Source organism: Stenotrophomonas sp. GL_101 (assembly GCF_057835675.1).
Genome location: NZ_CM174432.1, coordinates 862,969 through 882,020, shown reverse-complemented (window position 1 = coordinate 882,020; position 19,052 = coordinate 862,969). Strand labels below are relative to the sequence as shown.

Sequence of the window (19,052 nt, the reverse complement as noted above, 5' to 3'; positions counted from 1 at the left end):
AAGAGGGAGGTGAAGCCTGAGCAGATGCTCAGGACTTCTTCATCACGGATTCGGCGATGTTGTTCGGTGCCGGCTCGTAATGGTCAAATTCCATCGTGAACGTTGCGCGACCCTGGGTCTGCGAACGCAGCGAGGTGGCGTAACCGAACATTTCGCCCAGCGGAATCATTGCGTTGATGATGCTGGCCGACCCGTCACCGGTGGTGCTCGAACCCTGCAGCACGCCGCGACGACGGCTCACATCGCCCATCACGTCACCCTGGTAATCCTCCGGGGTCACGATCTCGACCTTCATGATCGGCTCCAGCAGGACCGGCTTGGCCTTGTTGAAGCCCTGCTTGAAGGCCATCGAGGAGGCAAGCTTGAACGCCATTTCCGAGGAGTCAACGTCATGGTACGAGCCGAACACCAGCTTGACCTTGACGTCCACGACCGGGAAGCCGGCCAGCGGACCGCTGGTGATGGTTTCGCGCAGGCCCTTTTCGATCGACGGAATGAACTCCTTCGGAATCACGCCACCGGTGATGTCGTTGATGAACAGGAAGTCGTCCTTGATGCCGGCGGCGAGCTTCTCGTTGGCACGGTCTTCAGCGGTGATCGGCGACAGCTCGATCACGACGTGACCGTACTGACCCTTACCACCGGACTGCTTGGCGTGCTTGTAGTCCGACTTGACGTCAGCCAGGGTGATGGTTTCGCGGTAGGCCACCTGCGGCTTGCCGACGTTGGCTTCCACGTTGAACTCGCGCTTCATGCGGTCAACGATGATGTCCAGGTGCAGCTCGCCCATGCCCGAGATGATGGTCTGGCCGGATTCTTCGTCGGTCTTGACGCGGAACGACGGATCTTCCTGGGCCAGACGACCCAGGGCCAGACCCATCTTTTCCTGGTCGGACTTGGTCTTCGGTTCGACGGCCATCGAGATCACCGGCTCCGGGAACACCATGCGCTCCAGGATGATCGGGTGATCCTGCGAGCACAGCGTGTCACCGGTGGTGGTGTCCTTCAGACCCACGGCCGCGGCGATGTCACCGGCCAGCACTTCCTTGATCTCTTCGCGATCGTTGGAATGCATCTGCAGGATGCGGCCGATGCGCTCCTTCTTGCCCTTCACCGAGTTCAGCAGCTGGTCGCCTGCATTCAACGTGCCCGAATAGACACGGAAGAAGGTCAGCGCGCCGACGAACGGGTCGGTGATGATCTTGAAGGCCAGCGCCGAGAACGGTGCCTTGTCGTCGGACTTGCGGCTCAGCGCAATGGTTTCGTCATCGACGTCGGTACCGGTCACGTCCGGCACGTCGATCGGCGACGGCAGCAGCTGCACCACGCCGTCCAGCATGGCCTGCACGCCCTTGTTCTTGAACGCCGAGCCGCAGAACATCGGCACGATGTCGGTGGCCAGGGTGCGCACGCGCAGGGCTTCGATGATTTCGGCCTCGGTCAGCTCTTCGCCGCCCAGGTACTTTTCCATCAGCTCTTCGCTGGCTTCGGCAGCGGCTTCGATCATGAAGGTACGGGCCTCTTCGACCTCTTCCTTCATCTCGGCCGGGATCTCCACGTACTCGAACTTCATGCCCTGCGAGGCTTCATCCCAATGGATGGCCTTCATCTTGAGCAGGTCGACCACGCCCTTGAAGCCTTCTTCAGCGCCGATCGGCAGCTGCATCGGCACGGCGACGGCACCCAGCTTGGCCTTCAGCTGGCCAACGACCTTGGTGAAGTTGGCACCGGTGCGGTCCATCTTGTTGACGAACGCAATGCGCGGCACCTTGTACCGGTTGGCCTGGCGCCACACGGTTTCCGACTGCGGCTGCACGCCACCGACGGCGCACAGCACGAACACCGCGCCATCGAGCACGCGCAGCGAGCGCTCGACTTCGATGGTGAAGTCAACGTGTCCGGGGGTGTCGATGATGTTGAAGCGATGCTCCGGCAGGGACTTGTCCATGCCTTTCCAGAACGCGGTGGTGGCAGCGGACTGGATCGTGATGCCACGTTCCTGCTCCTGCTCCATCCAGTCCATGGTCGCGGCGCCGTCGTGCACTTCACCGATCTTGTGGCTCTTGCCGGTGTAGAACAGGATGCGCTCGGACGTGGTGGTCTTGCCGGCATCGATGTGAGCCATGATGCCGAAGTTACGGTAACGCTCGATGGGAGTGTTGCGGGCCACGGGGAGCCTCTCAATTTCTTGGAATTCGGATGGCCGAACGCCGCCTTTCGGCGGCCTTCGGATTGGCGCAGCCCTTCTGGGGCCGCGAGGCAGCACCTCAATGGTGCTGCCGCGCCTGTTTTACAAGGCCGTCAAACTCACCAGCGGTAGTGCGCGAATGCCTTGTTGGCTTCGGCCATGCGGTGGGTTTCTTCGCGCTTCTTGATGGCGCCGCCACGGTTTTCCGAGGCATCCAGCAGTTCAGCAGCCAGCTTCTTGGGCATGGTGTTTTCACCACGCTTACGCGCCGAGTCGATCAGCCAACGCATGGCCAGCGCCATCTTGCGCGACGAACGCACTTCGACCGGCACCTGGTAGGTGGCACCGCCGACGCGGCGGGACTTCACTTCGACCGAGGGAGCCACGTTCTCCAGAGCCTTCTGCACCAGCTCGACGGAGTTCGGGTTCTTCTCACCGATCACGTCCATGGCACCGTAGACGATCTTCTCAGCGACGGACTTCTTGCCGCTCAGCATGACCATGTTGATGAAACGGGCGATGGTTTCGCTTCCGTGCTTCGGATCCGGCAGGACTGCGCGCTGCGGCGTATTACCTTTACGAGACATGTGTACTTTCCCTTAGCTCTTCGGACGCTTGGCGCCGTACTTGGAACGGCCCTGGCGACGCTTTGCAACGCCGGAGGCGTCCAGCGAGCCACGCACAGTGTGGTAACGCACACCCGGCAGATCCTTGACGCGACCGCCACGGATCAGGACCACGGAGTGCTCCTGCAGGTTGTGGCCTTCGCCGCCGATGTAGCTAATCACTTCTTCCTGGTTGGTCAGGCGAACCTTGGCAACCTTGCGAAGCGCCGAGTTCGGCTTCTTCGGAGTAGTGGTGTACACGCGCGTGCAGACACCACGGCGCTGGGGGCACTTATCAAGCGCCGGGGAGGCACTCTTATAAGTGGTTGCCTGCCGCGGCTTGCGGACAAGCTGATTGATCGTCGCCATCAGTAATGTTCTTCTGAGAGAGGCCAGTGAAAAAACCGGCCATGAATGCGGAAATGTGCGAGCAGACCGAGCTTCCGGCCTGCTGAGACAGACGATTGTAGCAACCCGGCGAAAACGCAGTCAAATGCGCACACGCCAAGCCAGCCCTGATCCCGGGCCGTTACAGGGGAGCCTTTTCCGTGCCCCCCGTTCAGGTTGTCAACCGGCCCATTGAATGAGCCGGGCGGCATCCTACCGCATTGGTGGCGGTTATTCCACCGATGCGTTTTTCCGGTGCGGCACCACCAACGGTGGTGCCCTACCCCGGCCAGCGGCCGGGGCCTACCTGCATGTCCCGACCAACGGTCGGGACCTACCGGCCGGAGCCGGCGTGGTGAATCAATCCTCGGCCTGCTCGGCGTCGGTGGATTCCACCGCCACTTCCGCTGCCACCACGGCCACGACCGGGGCTGCAGCTGCCTGGGTACCGGCCAGGGTCTGCATTTCCGAATCGGTCAGCCCGCTCGCGTTGCGGCGGCGGTTGGCGTGGTAGGACAGACCGGTACCGGCCGGGATCAGACGGCCGACGATGACGTTTTCCTTCAGGCCGCGCAGGTTGTCCTTGGTGCCGCGGACGGCAGCCTCGGTCAGCACGCGGGTGGTTTCCTGGAAGGAGGCCGCCGAGATGAACGATTCAGTGGCCAGCGACGCCTTGGTGATACCCAGCAGGACCGGATCGAAACGCGCGATCAGTTCGTTGCGGGCATTCAGGCGTGCATTTTCCTCGATCACGCGCTGGCGCTCGGCCTGCTCGCCATTGAGGAACTTGCTGCTGCCCTGGTCGGTGATCTCGACCTTGCGCAGCATCTGGCGGGTGATCACTTCAATGTGCTTGTCGTTGATCTTCACGCCCTGCAGGCGGTACACGTCCTGGATTTCCTTGACCAGGTAAGCGGCCAGCGGTTCGACACCCAGCAGACGCAGGATGTCCTGCGGGCTCGGCTCGCCGTCCACGATGGTTTCGCCCTTGGTCACGTGCTCGCCTTCGAACACGATCACCTGACGGTACTTCGGGATCAGCTCTTCGTGTTCGGAACCATCAGTGTCCTTGATGATCAGGCGCTGCTTGCCCTTGGTGTCCTTGCCGAAGCTGATGATGCCCGAACGCTCGGCCAGGATCGCCGGGTCCTTCGGCTTGCGGGCTTCGAACAGATCGGCCACGCGCGGCAGACCACCGGTGATGTCGCGGGTCTTGGACGCTTCCTGCGGGATCTTGGCGACCACGTCGCCCACGCCGACGGCGGCGCCGTCCTGCAGGTTGACGATGGAGCGCGGCGGCAGCAGGTACTGGGCCGGCAGATCGGTGTTGGGGATGGTCAGGTCATTGCCCTTGGCATCCACGATACGCACGATCGGACGGAGGTCCTTGGCCTGCGAACCACGACGCTTGGGATCGGTGATTTCACGCGATGCCAGGCCGGTCAGTTCGTCGGTCTTCTCGATGACGGTGACGCCGTCGATGAAGTCGATGAAGCGGATGAAACCAGCCACTTCGGACACGATCGAGTGGTTATGGGGATCCCAGTTGGCCACGGTCTGGCCAGCCTTGACGGAGTCGGAATCCTTGGAGGTGATGGTGGCACCGTAGGGCAGCTTGTAACGCTCGCGCTCACGACCATGGGCATCGAGCACCGAGATTTCGCCCGAACGCGACACCGCCACCAGCGAACCGCTGGCGTGTTCAACCGACTTGAGGTTGGTGAACTTGACCGTACCGGTGGTCTTGACGGTGATGCTGTCTACCGCTGCCGCACGCGATGCCGCACCACCGATGTGGAACGTACGCATGGTCAGCTGGGTACCCGGCTCACCGATCGACTGTGCGGCGATGACGCCGACCGCTTCACCGATGTTGACGATGTGGCCACGAGCCAGATCGCGGCCGTAGCAATGCGCGCACACGCCGAAGGGCGAGGCGCAGGAGATGGTCGAACGGACCTTCACCGACTGCACGCTGGCGTCTTCCAGCTTGGCCACCCAGGCCTCGTCCAGCAGCGTGTTGCGGGTCACGATCGGATCTTCGTCGTTGCCCGGCAGGAACACGTCCTCGGCCACCACACGACCCAGCACGCGGTCCTTCAACGGCTCCACGACGTCGCCGCCTTCCACGATCGGGGTCATGGTCAGGCCTTCGGTGGTACCGCAATCCACCTCGGTGATGACCACGTCCTGCGCCACGTCGACCAGGCGACGGGTCAGGTAACCCGAGTTCGCCGTCTTCAACGCGGTATCGGCCAGACCCTTACGGGCACCGTGGGTGGAGTTGAAGTACTCCTGCACGTTCAGGCCTTCACGGAAGTTGGCCTTGATGGGCGTCTCGATGATCGAGCCATCGGGACGGGCCATCAGGCCACGCATACCGGCCAGCTGGCGGATCTGCGCCTGCGAACCACGCGCACCGGAGTCGGCCATGATGTACAGCGAGTTCATCGACTTCTGGTCGATGGTCTCGCCCTCGGCGTTGACCACCTTCTCGGTACCAATGGTGTCCATCATCGCCTTGGCGATGCGTTCATTGGTACGCGACCAGATGTCGACCACCTTGTTGTAGCGCTCGCCGGCGGTGACCAGGCCCGACTGGTACTGCTCCTGGATTTCCAGCACTTCGGCTTCGGCCTCGGTGAGGATGCCCTTCTTCTCATCGGGGATCAGCATGTCGTCGATGCCGATGGAGACGCCGGCGCGGGTCGCGTAGGCGAAGCCGGTGTACATCAGCTTGTCGGCGAACACGACCGTGTCCTTCAAGCCCAGCTGGCGGTAGCTGGAGTTGATCAGGCGGCTGATGTTCTTCTTGGTCAGCTCGGTGTTGGCCAGCGCGAACGGCAGGCCTTCCGGCAGGATTTCAGCCAGCAGGGCGCGACCGATCGTGGTCTCCACGATCGAGGTCTTGTTCTGCTTGTTGCCGTCCTCGTCGGTCACCACTTCGGTGATGCGGACCTTGACGCGTGCGTGCAGTTCCACCACGCGGTTGTCATAGGCACGCTTCACTTCGGCGATGTTGGCGAAGGCCATGCCCTCGCCCTTCTTGTTCACCAGCGAGCGGGTCATGTAGTACAGACCCAGCACGACGTCCTGCGAGGGCACGATGATCGGCTCGCCGTTGGCCGGCGACAGGATGTTGTTGGTGGACATCATCAGCGCACGCGCTTCCAGCTGGGCTTCCAGCGAGAGCGGTACGTGGACGGCCATCTGGTCACCGTCGAAGTCGGCGTTGAACGCGGTGCAGACCAGCGGGTGCAGCTGGATGGCCTTGCCTTCGATCAGCACCGGCTCGAACGCCTGGATGCCCAGACGGTGCAGGGTCGGCGCACGGTTCAGCATCACCGGATGTTCGCGGATGACCTCTTCCAGGATGTCCCAGACTTCAGCTTCTTCGCGCTCGACCAGCTTCTTGGCGGCCTTGATGGTGGTGGCCAGGCCACGACGCTGCAGCTTGGCGAACACGAACGGCTTGAACAGTTCCAGCGCCATCTTCTTGGGCAGGCCGCACTGGTGCAGGCGCAGGTACGGACCGACCACGATGACCGAACGGCCCGAGTAGTCCACGCGCTTGCCCAGCAGGTTCTGACGGAACCGGCCCTGCTTGCCCTTGATCATGTCGGCCAGCGACTTCAGCGGGCGCTTGTTGGTACCGGTGATGGCACGGCCGCGACGGCCGTTGTCCAGCAGCGCATCGACCGATTCCTGCAGCATGCGCTTTTCATTGCGCACGATGATGTCCGGCGCGTTCAGCTCAAGCAGGCGGCGCAGGCGGTTGTTGCGGTTGATGACCCGGCGGTACAGGTCGTTCAGGTCGGAGGTCGCAAAGCGGCCACCGTCCAGCGGCACCAGCGGACGCAGGTCCGGCGGCAGCACCGGCAGCACGGTCATGACCATCCACTCCGGACGGTTGCCCGACTCGAGGAAGGCTTCGACCAGCTTGATGCGCTTGGTGAGGCGCTTGAGCTTGGTTTCCGAACCGGTGCTGGCGATTTCTTCGCGCAGGCGGACCATCTCCGACTGCAGGTCGATGGTGCGCAGCAGTTCGTACACGGCCTCGGCGCCCATGGCGGCATCGAAGTCGTCACCATGTTCCTGGCGGGCCTGCAGGTACTGTTCTTCGGTCAGCAGCTGGCGGCGTTCCAGGACGGTCAGGCCCGGCTCGGTCACCACGTAGGCTTCGAAGTACAGCACGCGCTCGATGTCACGCAGGGTCATGTCCAGCATCAGGCCGATGCGCGACGGCAGCGACTTGAGGAACCAGATGTGCGCGACCGGCGAGGCCAGGTCGATGTGGCCCATGCGCTCGCGGCGCACCTTGGCCAGGGTGACTTCGGTGCCGCACTTTTCGCACACGACACCGCGGTGCTTCATGCGCTTGTACTTGCCGCACAGGCACTCGTAGTCCTTGACCGGTCCGAAGATGGCGGCGCAGAACAGGCCGTCACGCTCCGGCTTGAAGGTACGGTAGTTGATGGTTTCCGGCTTCTTCACTTCGCCGAAGGACCACGAACGGATCAGGTCCGGCGAGGCCAGCGCGATCTTGATCGCGTCGAAGTCCAGCGTCTGTCGCGGCTGGTTGAAGAGGTTGAGCAAGTCTTTCATGGTGTTTCTCCGAAAGGAGGAAATCTTGTCGATGGGCTGTCAACACACGAACGGGCGGCGCGGCTGCCGGGGCAGCCGCGCCTGCACCATCAGCTGTCTTCCAGTTCCATGTTGATGGCCAGCGAGCGGATTTCCTTCACCAGAACGTTGAAGGATTCCGGCATGCCCGCGACCATCTCGTGCTCACCGTCGACGATGTTCTTGTACATCTGGTTGCGGCCCTGCACGTCATCGGACTTCACCGTCAGCATTTCCTGCAGGGTGTAGGCCGCGCCGTAGGCTTCCAGCGCCCAGACTTCCATTTCACCGAAGCGCTGGCCACCGAACTGCGCCTTGCCGCCCAGCGGCTGCTGGGTAACGAGCGAGTACGGGCCGGTCGAACGGGCGTGCATCTTGTCGTCGACCAGGTGGTTCAGCTTCAGGTAGTGCATGTAGCCCACGGTGGTGTGGCGATCGAATGCCTCACCGGTGCGGCCGTCAAACAGCTGGGTCTGGCCGCTCAGCGGCAGGTCGGCCAGGGCAAGCATGTGCTTGATCTCGGCTTCGGTGGCACCGTCGAACACCGGGGTGGCCATCGGCACGCCGTCGGTCAGGTTGTCGGCCAGGCGCAGCAGTTCCTCGTCGCTGAACTGGGTCAGGTCGACGTGGTTGGCGTGCTGGGTCTTGTCGTGGTTGTAGACATCGTCCAGGAACTTGCGCAGGTCGCTGATCGCGGCCTGGGCCTCGAGCATGCCCTGGATCTTGCGGCCCAGGCCCTTGGCGGCCCAGCCCAGATGCACTTCCAGGATCTGGCCGATGTTCATACGCGACGGTACGCCCAGCGGGTTCAGCACGATGTCCACGGTTTCGCCCGAGGCCATGTACGGCATGTCCTCGACCGGCACCACGTTGGAGACCACACCCTTGTTGCCGTGGCGGCCGGCCATCTTGTCGCCCGGCTGGATGCGGCGCTTCACGGCCAGGAACACCTTGACCATCTTCAGCACGCCCGGGGCGAGGTCATCGCCCGCGGTGATCTTGCCGCGCTTGTCGGCGAAGCGACGCTCGAATTCCTTCTCGTGCGCCTGGATCTGCTTCTGCGCGCGCTCGATGGCTTCGGAGGCGTCGTCGTCCTTCATCCGCAGCACGAACCAGTCAGCCTTCTTCAGGCCGTCCAGGTACGCGTCGGAGATGACGTCGCCCTTCTTCAGGTTGGCACCACCATTGGCGACCTTGCCCACGATCTGCGAACGCAGACGTGCGTAGATGGCCGCTTCCAGGATGCGGAACTGGTCGTCGAAGTCCTTCTTGACGCGCTTGATTTCAGACTCTTCGATCTGACGGGCACGCTTGTCCTTCTCGATGCCGTCGCGGGTGAAGACCTGCACGTCGATGACAGTGCCGTCCATGCCCGGCGGCACGCGCAGCGAGCTATCCTTCACGTCCGAAGCCTTCTCACCGAAGATCGCGCGGAGCAGCTTCTCTTCCGGGGTCAGCTGGCTTTCGCCCTTCGGGGTGACCTTGCCGACCATGATGTCGCCGGCGCGCACTTCGGCACCGATGTACACCACGCCCGATTCGTCCAGACGGTTCAGCGCCTGCTCGGACACGTTGGGGATATCGGCGGAAATTTCCTCCGGCCCCAGCTTGGTGTCACGCGCAACGCAGGTCAGTTCTTCGATGTGGATCGTGGTGTAACGATCCTCTTCCACCACGCGCTCGGAAAGCAGGATGGAGTCTTCGAAGTTGTAGCCGTTCCACGGCATGAAGGCGATCAGCATGTTCTGGCCCAGGGCCAGTTCGCCGATGTCGGTGGACGGGCCGTCAGCCAGCACGTCGCCACGCGCCACCACGTCACCCACTTCCACCAGCGGACGCTGGTTGATGCAGGTGTTCTGGTTGGAACGGGTGTACTTGATCAGGTTGTAGATATCCACGCCGGCGTCGGTGGCGTCGGTGATCTCCGCTTCGTTGACCTTGACCACGATGCGGCCAGCGTCGATCTGCACGATGTCACCGCCACGACGGGCGTTCACGGTCACACCCGAGTCACGGGCCACGGCGCGTTCGATACCGGTACCCACCAGCGGCTTCTGCGCACGCAGGGTCGGCACGGCCTGGCGCTGCATGTTGGCGCCCATCAGTGCACGGTTGGCGTCATCGTGTTCCAGGAACGGAACCAGCGCGGCGGCGATCGACACGGTCTGCATCGGCGAGACGTCCATGAAGTGGACTTCCGCCGGCGGCTTGAGCAGCGATTCACCCTGGAAACGGCACGGCACGAACTGCTCGGTGAGCACGCTCTTGGCATCGGTCAGGGCGTTGGCCTGGGCGATGACGTACTCGTTTTCTTCGATGGCCGAGAGGAACTCGATCTCGTCGGAGACCTTGCCGTCGGCGACCTTGCGGTACGGGGTTTCAAGGAAACCGTACTGGTTGGTGCGGGCGTACACGGCCAGCGAGTTGATCAGGCCGATGTTGGGGCCTTCCGGGGTTTCGATGGTGCAGACGCGGCCGTAATGGGTCGGATGGACGTCGCGCACTTCGAAGCCGGCACGCTCACGGGTCAGGCCGCCCGGGCCCAGGGCCGAGACGCGACGCTTGTGGGTGACTTCGGACAGCGGGTTGTTCTGATCCATGAACTGGGACAGCTGCGAGGAGCCGAAGAACTCCTTGATGGCAGCGGCGACCGGCTTGGCATTGATCAGTTCCTGCGGGGTCAGGCCTTCGGACTCGGCCATCGACAGGCGCTCCTTGACCGCGCGCTCGACGCGGACCAGGCCCACGCGGAACACGTTCTCGGCCATTTCACCGACCGAACGCACGCGACGGTTGCCCAGGTGATCGATGTCATCGACCACGCCGCGACCGTTGCGGATCTCGGTCAGGACCTTGATCACTTCCAGGATGTCCGAGCTGTCGCCCAGCTCGTTGACCAGGCGCTTGGACTCTTCGTCGTTGCGCTCGCCGAAATACTTGCGGTCGTACAGCACGGCTTCGCCGGTGACAGCCTTGCGACCGACACGACGGTTGAACTTCATGCGGCCGACCGTGGACAGGTCGTAGCGCTCGAAGGTGAAGAACAGGTTGTGGAACAGGTTCTGCGCGGCATCCTTGGTCGGCGGCTCGCCCGGACGCATCATGCGGTAGATTTCGACCAGGGCTTCCAGCTGGGTCTTGGTCGGATCGATGCGCAGGGTGTTGGACAGGTACGGGCCACGATCCAGATCGTTCACCCACAGGGTGCCCACGGCATCCACGCCGGCCTTGCGGAAGGCCTGCAGCTGCTCGTCGGTGATTTCGTCGTTGGCCTGGGCCAGCAGTTCACCGGTGTTGGCGTCGACGACGTCGTGCGACAGGATGCGGCCGACGATGTAATCGTCCGGCACGGCCAGGGCGGCAATGCCCGAGGCTTCCAGCTGCTTGACGTGGCGCGCGGTGATGCGCTTGCCAGCTTCGACGATGACCTTGTCGCCGTCGGCCAGGTCGAAGTTCAGGGTCTCGCCGCGCAGGCGCTCGGCAACCAGTTCGAGCTGCACGCCCTCATCAGGATTGATGTGGAAGGTGTTGATCTCGAAGAACTCGGCCAGCATTTCTTCATTGCTGTAGCCCAGCGCACGCAGCAGGATCGACACCGGCAGCTTGCGGCGACGATCGATACGGGTGAACAGCGCGTCCTTCGGGTCGAACTCGAAGTCCAGCCAGGAGCCGCGGTAGGGAATGATGCGGGCGCTGTACAGCAGCTTGCCCGAGCTGTGGGTCTTGCCACGGTCGTGGTCGAAGAACACGCCCGGCGAACGGTGCAGCTGCGACACGATGACGCGCTCGGTACCGTTGACGATGAAGGTGCCGTTGTCGGTCATCAGCGGGATTTCGCCGAGATAGACCTCCTGCTCCTTCACGTACTTGATGGCCTTGGTCGACGACTCGCGGTCGTAGATCACCAGGCGCACGGTCACGCGCAGCGGCGCGCCGTAGCTCATGCCGCGCTGGCGGCATTCGCGCTCGTCGAAGACCGGGTCGCCCAGCTTGTAACCGACGTATTCCAGCGCAGCGTTGCCGCTGTAGCTGGCAATCGGGAACACCGACTTCAGGGCGGCGTGCAGGCCCAGATCACGGCGCTTGGCCGGATCAATGTTTTCCTGCAGGAATTCGCGATAGGAATCCACCTGGATGGCCAGCAGGAACGGCACTTCGAGGATCGAGCGCTGCTTGCCGAAATCCTTGCGGATACGCTTTTTTTCGGTGAACGAATATTGCGTCATGGGGTCTCACCTTGGCTGTGCGGGCCGCCGTGCAGGCGCGGCCCGAAGGGAACATGAAAATTGTCAGTTGGAAGTCGCTGGTATTGCCGGCACCAGCACGCCTTCTCTTGCTACTTCCAACTACCAACTTGCCGGCTTGGGGCCGGTAAGGTCAGCCGACCAACGGTCGGCTCTACGCAAATCGATCAAGGCCAGCCGACCACCGGTCGGCTTTACGCGCGCGTCGAACCGACCGCGCAACAACGACCAAAGGCCGGGGGCTTACGCCCCCAGCCTTGGCTGCATCGCCGTGATTCGATGGCGAGGCAAGGATCTGCTTACTTGACTTCGACAGTCGCGCCAGCAGCTTCCAGGTCCTTCTTGAACTTGGCAGCGTCGTCCTTCGAAGCGGCTTCCTTGATCATGCCGCCAGCTTCTGCCAGGTCCTTCGCTTCCTTCAGGCCCAGGCCGGTGATGGCGCGGACAGCCTTGATGACTTCGACCTTCTTCTCGCCAGCCGACTTCAGGATGACGTCGAACTCGGTCTGCTCTTCAACAACGGCAGCCGGGCCGGCCGGGCCAGCAGCAGCAACCGGAGCAGCGGCGGAGACGCCGAACTTCTCTTCGATGGCCTTGACCAGCTCCATCACTTCCATCAGGGACTTCTCGGCGATTGCGTCGACGATCTGTTCGTTGGTAAGGGACATTTTGATTACCTTTGGATAATTTTCTGGGTTGAGGTTCCGTCAGGAACCACGGAAACGTCGACTCAGGCGGTCTCGGCGACCGGCTCGGCAGCGTCGGCGGGGGCTTCATCGCCACCACCCTGCTTGTCGGCCACGGCCTTGACGGCGCGGGCAAACATCGTGGCCGGCTCGGCCAGGACGCGGGCCAGCATGGCCAGGGCCTGATCACGGGTCGGCAGCGAGGCGAGGACGTTGACATGGCCAGCCGGGAACAGTTCCCCGCCGATGGCCACGACTTTCGCCTGCAGCTTGTCGTTGGTCTTGGCAAAATCCTTGATCAGGCGACCGGCTGCGCCGGGCTCCTCAAGCGAGAACGCGTACAGCAGGGGACCGACGAGGGCGTCTTTGGCGCATTCGTATTCGGTGCCTTCCACTGCACGTGCCGCCAGCGTGTTCTTGACAACTTTCAAGAAAACGCCGGTTTCGCGTGCCTGCTTGCGCATCGCGGTCATCTGGGAGACCGTGGTGCCAGCGTATTCGGCTGCGATCAAGGAGTGTGCCTTACCGGCGACTTCTGCCAGCTCCGCGACTACTTCTTGCTTCTGGGACAGATTGAGAGCCATTGCACTCCTCCAATTGAACTCCGCTTACGGCTCCTGCCGTGTGCGGTCCTGGGCGGCATCCGTCCTGGACGCCGGGAACATCAGGTGATGTTCCAAGGGTGGGCCGTTCTAGACCTGGATGGCCAACCTGGGAAAAACCCAGACGTGCGTGAACCAGAAAAACTCCAGAAGGGCACCATCTACGCAGGGTGATTCCCGGGGGAATCGATTAAGCGATCGGTACTGCGCCGGCGGCGACTCCTTGCCAATGCGAGCATCCCTGCCCGTCGCCGGTATGTACTGACCGCGCCTGCGGTCTTTGACGGCTATCTCCGCAGGGCGGGCCCCACTCGGATTGCCTTCAAAATTCGCCAGTGCCAAGCCTGGGCCTGGCACCGGCGTCAAACAATTACTTCAGGGTCAGCGACGACGGATCGACGGTGACGCCCGGGCCCATCGTCGAGCTGACCGACACCTTCTGCAGGTACAGGCCCTTGGAGGTTGCCGGCTTGGCCTTGATCAGGTCCATCAGCAGCGCCTGCAGGTTCAACTTCAGCGCGTCTTCGGCGAAGTCGGCCTTGCCGATGGTGCAATGGATGATGCCGGCCTTGTCGGTGCGGTAACGCACCTGGCCCGACTTGGCATTCTTGACCGCTTCACCCGGGTTGGCCGACACGGTGCCGACCTTCGGGTTCGGCATCAGGCCGCGCGGGCCGAGCACGGTGCCCAGCTTACCCACGACGCGCATGGCGTCCGGGGTGGCGATGACGACGTCGTAGTTCAGATCGCCGGCCTGCATCTTCTCGGCCAGGTCTTCCATGCCAACGGCTTCGGCGCCAGCGGCCAGGGCTTCGTCAGCCTTGGCACCGGCCGGGGCGAACACGGCAACGCGCACGCTCTTGCCGGTACCCGACGGCAGCACGGTGGAACCGCGCACCTGCTGGTCGGACTTCTTGGCGTCCACGCCCAGGCGCACAGCGACGTCGAAGGACTCGACGAACTTGGCCTTGGTAGCGGTCTTCAGGATCTTGATTGCGTCCTCGAAGGCATATGCCTTACCCGGGACGACGGCGGCCTTGATGGCCTTCTCACGCTTGGTCTGTGCCATCTTCTTAACCCTCCACCACGAGGCCCATGGAACGGGCAGAACCGGCAATCGTGCGCACCGCGGCGTCCAGGTCGGCGGCCGTCAGGTCGGCTTCCTTGGTCTTGGCGATCTCTTCCAGCTGCTTACGGGTCACCTTGCCCACCTTGTCGGTGTTCGGGCGCTTGGAGCCCGAGGAGATGCCAGCAGCCTTCTTGAGCAGCACCGCAGCCGGGGTGCTCTTGGTGATGAAGGTGAACGTACGGTCCGAATAGGCCGTGATGATCACCGGCACCGGCAGACCCTGCTCATGCTTCTGCGTTGCAGCATTGAAGGCCTTGCAGAATTCCATGATGTTCAGGCCGCGCTGACCCAGCGCAGGACCGACCGGCGGCGAGGGGTTGGCCTGACCGGCCTTGACCTGCAGCTTGATATAACCGACAACTTTCTTTGCCATGTGAGTATCTCTCCGGGTGCAAGCGCCTTACGACAACAGGCTCCCCATCGGACCGGGAATCACGCGTCCCGGCATCGCGTTTTGAATTCACGCAGAAGGCCACCTCGCGGCGGCCCTTGCTTTTGCCAGCTTCCTGGCAGGAAGCCGCGCATCATATCAGATTTTCGCCCACCTGCCTGAACAGGCAGGCCGTAAAGCGGGGCTCTGCCCCGCTGGGGCATGATGCATGGCCGGGCAGAGCCCGGCGCTACGATTTCTCCGCCGGGCATTGCCCGGCGAGACGATCAGACGGCCTTTTCGACCTGGCCGAACTCGAGTTCGACCGGGGTGGCACGACCGAAGATCAGCACCGAGACGCGCAGACGGCTCTTCTCGTAGTTGACTTCTTCGACCACGCCATTGAAGTCGTTGAACGGGCCTTCGGTGACGCGGACCATCTGGCCCGGCTCGAACAGCACCTTCGGACGCGGCTTTTCAACACCTTCCTGAACACGGTCCAGGATGGCAGCAGCCTCTTCGTCGCGGATCGGCAACGGACGGTCGGCGGTGCCGCCGATGAAGCCCATCACCTTGGACGTATCCTTCACCAGGTGCCAGCTTTCGTTGTCGATGCGCGGAATGCCGTTTTCTTCGTGGGTCTCGATCTGGACCAGCACGTAACCCGGGAAGAACTTGCGTTCGGAACGGCGCTTTTGACCTGCGCGCATTTCGACCACTTCCTCGGTCGGGACCAGGACATCACCGAAGCGCTCCTGCATCTCGTCACGCACGATGCGATCGCGCAGAGCCTGCGCAACCGACTTTTCGAAGCCCGAATAGGCGTGAACGACGTACCAACGCTTCACTGGTTTCTCCTTATCGACCCAGGAACCACTGGGTCGCTTTCTGAATCACGAAGTCAAATCCGCCCAGCAGCAGGCTGAGGATGATCACAACCACGATCACCACCCAGGTCATGCGGATGGCTTCCTGACGGGTCGGCCAGACAACCTTGCGCAGCTCGAAACGAGACTCGGAAAGGAATTCACGCGTGTCGCGACCCTTGCCGGTCAACATGAACACGCCAACGCCGGCCACCAGGCCAACGACAACGGCCAGACCGCGCAGCGGACCGGCCCATGCATTCTGGGAGGTATGCTCAGGGGTTCCGAACCAATACCAAGCAAAAAGACCCGCCAGCACCAGAATGGCTGCGGCGGCGTACTTGACGATATCACCTCCCTTGGAGGTGTTGTCTTTGGAATGCTCGATCTTGCTGTTCATCCGGCTCGGCTACTGAGGCGGCATGGCCGCTGGAAGGGAGAAGTGGCACGCCAGGAGGGACTCGAACCCCCAACCTGCGGTTTTGGAGACCGCTGCTCTGCCAATTGAGCTACTGGCGTACTGAAAAAAACTGCCTTCCCTTAGACGGCGAAGGCGGACCGAGGTTCCCGGCCCGCCATTCGCGAGACCGGCAGCTGTGAAACCGCCGGGTGGTGCGAAATTACAGCAGGATCTTGGAGACCACGCCGGCGCCGACGGTACGACCGCCTTCACGAATGGCGAAACGCAGGCCTTCATCCATTGCCACCGGATTGATCAGGGTGACGACCATCTTGACGTTGTCGCCCGGCATGACCATTTCCACGCCTTCCGGCAGTTCGACCGCACCGGTGATATCGGTGGTACGGAAGTAGAACTGCGGGCGGTAGCCCTTGAAGAACGGGGTGTGGCGGCCGCCTTCATCCTTGGACAGGACGTAGACTTCGGCGTCGAACTGGGTGTGCGGCTTGATCGAACCCGGCTTGGCCAGAACCTGGCCACGCTCGACGTCGTCACGCTTGGTGCCGCGCAGCAGCAGACCGGCGTTGTCGCCTGCCTGACCCTGGTCGAGCAGCTTGCGGAACATTTCCACGCCGGTCACGGTGGTCTTCTGGACCGGACGGATACCGACGATTTCGATTTCTTCGCCGACCTTGATGATGCCGCGCTCGATACGACCGGTCACCACGGTGCCGCGACCGGAAATCGAGAACACGTCTTCGACCGGCATCAGGAATGCCTTGTCCACGTCGCGTTCCGGAGTCGGGATCCAGGTGTCCAGCGCCTCGACCAGCTTCATCACGGCCGGCACGCCGATGTCGCTCTGATCGCCTTCCAGCGCCAGACGGGCCGAACCGGAGATGATCGGGGTGTCATCGCCCGGGAAGTCGTACTTGCTCAGCAGTTCGCGGACTTCCATCTCCACCAGCTCGAGCAGCTCGGCGTCGTCCACCATGTCAGCCTTGTTCAGGAAGACAACGATGTACGGCACGCCAACCTGACGCGACAGCAGGATGTGCTCGCGGGTCTGCGGCATCGGGCCGTCAGCCGCCGAACAGACCAGGATCGCGCCGTCCATCTGCGCAGCACCGGTGATCATGTTCTTGACGTAGTCAGCATGGCCCGGGCAATCGACGTGGGCGTAATGACGGTTCGCGGATTCGTATTCGACGTGTGCGGTCGAGATCGTGATGCCACGAGCCTTTTCTTCCGGCGCGGCGTCGATCGCGGAATAATCCTTGAACTCGCCACCGAAGCGCTCGGCACCGAGCTTGGTCAGTGCGGCGGTCAGCGTGGTCTTGCCGTGGTCGACGTGACCGATGGTGCCGACATTGACGTGCGGCTTGGTGCGCTCGAACTTACCCTTGGCCATGGCTGCTTATCTCGAATCGTCTGGATTGGTGCACTAGATGGTGCTCACGAAAGGAATCGAACCTTCGACCTCCTCCTTACCAAGGAGGTGCTCTACCGACTGAGCTACGTGAGCGAGTTTTCTATTATGGCATGAATTTGAATACAATCAAACTCATTCAATGGAGCGGGAGACGGGGATCGAACCCGCACCATCAGCTTGGAAGGCTGAGGTTCTACCATTGAACTACTCCCGCATCGGAAGCTTTTGCCACAACATTGAAACTGGTGGAGGGAGGTGGATTCGAACCACCGAAGGCGTAAGCCAGCAGATTTACAGTCTGCCCCCGTTGGCCGCTTGGGTATCCCTCCTTACCACCCTGTTCCTTGGCGCCGAAGCGTTTTCGGTATGGGGTGGAAGAGCCGTGAATTTTGGGGGTGAATGCGGGTTCTGTCAACACTCTTTTTCAACTTTTTCACATGAGCCGGCAATCGCCCCGCCAGGACAGGTTACTGGCCGGGAAGCGGCAGGGCTTCGTCGGCGAAGATCGCCACGTGCGGCACGCCCTCCACGCCGATCCAGCCGCGGTACATGCCCTGGGTGTTGAACGGCGTGGCGGCGCGACCGTCCGCGGACAGCACGATCGCACCGCCGTCGCCACCCAATGCCGGAATGCGCTCGTTGATGACCGCACGGCCGGCGTCCACCGGACCCTGCTTGAGGTATTCCATGCGCGCACAGATGTCATGCGCGGCCGCGGTGCGGATGTAGTACTCGCCCCAGCCGGTTCCGGACACCGCACAGGTGGCGTTGGCATAGGTGCCGGCACCGATGATCGGGGAGTCGCCGACCCGGCCATAACGCTTGTTGGTCATGCCACCGGTGGAGGTGCCGGCCGCGAGGTGGCCCTGCGCGTCCAGCGCGACCGCCCCGACGGTACCGAAGTGGCGGGCGGTCTCCAGATCGGCATGGGCCTGGCCACTGGCCTCTTCCTTGAGCGCCCTTTGCAGTTGTTGCCAGCGCTTGTCGGTGCGGAAGTACGCCGGGTCCACCAGGGTCACGCCCTGGCTGGCAGCGAAGGCTTCGGCGCCCTGCCCGACCATCATCACGTGTGGCGAGTGCTGCATCACCGCCTCGGCCAGCAGGATTGGATTGCGCACCCGCTGCACCCCGGCCACCGCACCAGCCTTGAGCGTGGCGCCATCCATCAGCGATGCATCCAGTTCATTGCGCCCGTCGTGGGTGAACACAGCCCCCTTGCCGGCATTGAAGGTGGGATCGTCCTCCAGCACGGTGATGGCGGCGGTGACCGCCTCCAGCGCCGGCTTGCCGGCAGCCAAGGCCTGATGGCCGGCAAGCAGGGCCTGGCGCAGCGCGGCGCGGGCAGCCTTTTCTTCGGCCGGTGAGAGGTCCTTGCGCTCCACCCCGGCGCCGCCGTGGATGACCAGTACCGGCTCGGCCGCAGCGCCACTGGCAGCCAGCGGGATCGACAGACACAGCGAGAGCAGCAACGTGCTTGAACGGGACATGGGCAACGCACTCTGATGGGGCGGACCCCCATC

Annotated in this window: 13 protein-coding genes and 4 tRNA genes; all 17 read right to left on the bottom strand. The window is 62.8% G+C overall.

Features of this window, described 5'->3' with window-relative positions; translation table 11 throughout:
* Positions 1-28 precede the first annotated feature (28 nt).
* Complete coding sequence (fusA, locus tag AC3IR9_RS03945) at positions 29-2,170, bottom strand: elongation factor G (protein WP_489294183.1); 2,142 nt, start codon at positions 2,168-2,170, stop codon at positions 29-31.
* Between the two features lie 137 nt (positions 2,171-2,307).
* Positions 2,308-2,775, bottom strand: a complete 468-nt coding sequence (rpsG, locus tag AC3IR9_RS03940) for a 30S ribosomal protein S7 (RefSeq protein WP_489294181.1) — start codon at positions 2,773-2,775, stop codon at positions 2,308-2,310.
* A 12-nt stretch (positions 2,776-2,787) separates the two neighbouring features.
* A complete protein-coding gene (rpsL, locus tag AC3IR9_RS03935; RefSeq protein ID WP_017356008.1) occupies positions 2,788-3,162 on the bottom strand; it encodes a 30S ribosomal protein S12 in 375 nt (124 codons plus the stop codon).
* A gap of 378 nt (positions 3,163-3,540) precedes the next feature.
* Positions 3,541-7,785: a DNA-directed RNA polymerase subunit beta' gene (gene rpoC, locus AC3IR9_RS03930; protein ID WP_489294179.1), complete on the bottom strand. Its 4,245-nt coding sequence runs from the start codon at positions 7,783-7,785 to the stop codon at positions 3,541-3,543.
* A gap of 89 nt (positions 7,786-7,874) precedes the next feature.
* Positions 7,875-12,029 (bottom strand): DNA-directed RNA polymerase subunit beta, encoded by a 4,155-nt coding sequence (gene rpoB, locus AC3IR9_RS03925; protein ID WP_489294178.1) that lies wholly within the window; start codon positions 12,027-12,029, stop codon positions 7,875-7,877.
* 317 nt (positions 12,030-12,346) lie between these two features.
* A complete protein-coding gene (gene rplL, locus AC3IR9_RS03920; protein WP_489294176.1) occupies positions 12,347-12,715 on the bottom strand; it encodes a 50S ribosomal protein L7/L12 in 369 nt (122 codons plus the stop codon).
* Positions 12,716-12,777: 62 nt separating this feature from the next.
* On the bottom strand, positions 12,778-13,317 hold the full coding sequence (rplJ, locus tag AC3IR9_RS03915; protein WP_489294175.1) for a 50S ribosomal protein L10: 540 nt from the start codon (positions 13,315-13,317) through the stop codon (positions 12,778-12,780).
* Positions 13,318-13,705: 388 nt separating this feature from the next.
* Positions 13,706-14,404 (bottom strand): 50S ribosomal protein L1, encoded by a 699-nt coding sequence (rplA, locus tag AC3IR9_RS03910; RefSeq protein ID WP_489294173.1) that lies wholly within the window; start codon positions 14,402-14,404, stop codon positions 13,706-13,708.
* A 4-nt stretch (positions 14,405-14,408) separates the two neighbouring features.
* Positions 14,409-14,837: a 50S ribosomal protein L11 gene (gene rplK / locus AC3IR9_RS03905; RefSeq protein ID WP_489294172.1), complete on the bottom strand. Its 429-nt coding sequence runs from the start codon at positions 14,835-14,837 to the stop codon at positions 14,409-14,411.
* Between the two features lie 284 nt (positions 14,838-15,121).
* Positions 15,122-15,682, bottom strand: coding sequence for a transcription termination/antitermination protein NusG (gene nusG / locus AC3IR9_RS03900; protein ID WP_019186115.1), 561 nt, complete (start codon positions 15,680-15,682; stop codon positions 15,122-15,124).
* 10 nt (positions 15,683-15,692) lie between these two features.
* Positions 15,693-16,100 (bottom strand): preprotein translocase subunit SecE, encoded by a 408-nt coding sequence (secE, locus tag AC3IR9_RS03895; RefSeq protein ID WP_489294171.1) that lies wholly within the window; start codon positions 16,098-16,100, stop codon positions 15,693-15,695.
* 43 nt (positions 16,101-16,143) lie between these two features.
* A tRNA-Trp gene (locus AC3IR9_RS03890) sits at positions 16,144-16,219 on the bottom strand.
* A gap of 101 nt (positions 16,220-16,320) precedes the next feature.
* Complete coding sequence (tuf, locus tag AC3IR9_RS03885; protein WP_489294168.1) at positions 16,321-17,511, bottom strand: elongation factor Tu; 1,191 nt, start codon at positions 17,509-17,511, stop codon at positions 16,321-16,323.
* 38 nt (positions 17,512-17,549) lie between these two features.
* A tRNA-Thr gene (locus AC3IR9_RS03880) sits at positions 17,550-17,625 on the bottom strand.
* A 47-nt stretch (positions 17,626-17,672) separates the two neighbouring features.
* Positions 17,673-17,746: transfer RNA gene (locus tag AC3IR9_RS03875), tRNA-Gly, on the bottom strand.
* Positions 17,747-17,775: 29 nt separating this feature from the next.
* Positions 17,776-17,861, bottom strand: a tRNA-Tyr gene (locus AC3IR9_RS03870).
* Between the two features lie 138 nt (positions 17,862-17,999).
* Complete coding sequence (locus AC3IR9_RS03865) at positions 18,000-19,019, bottom strand: isoaspartyl peptidase/L-asparaginase family protein (RefSeq protein WP_489294165.1); 1,020 nt, start codon at positions 19,017-19,019, stop codon at positions 18,000-18,002.
* Positions 19,020-19,052 lie beyond the last annotated feature (33 nt).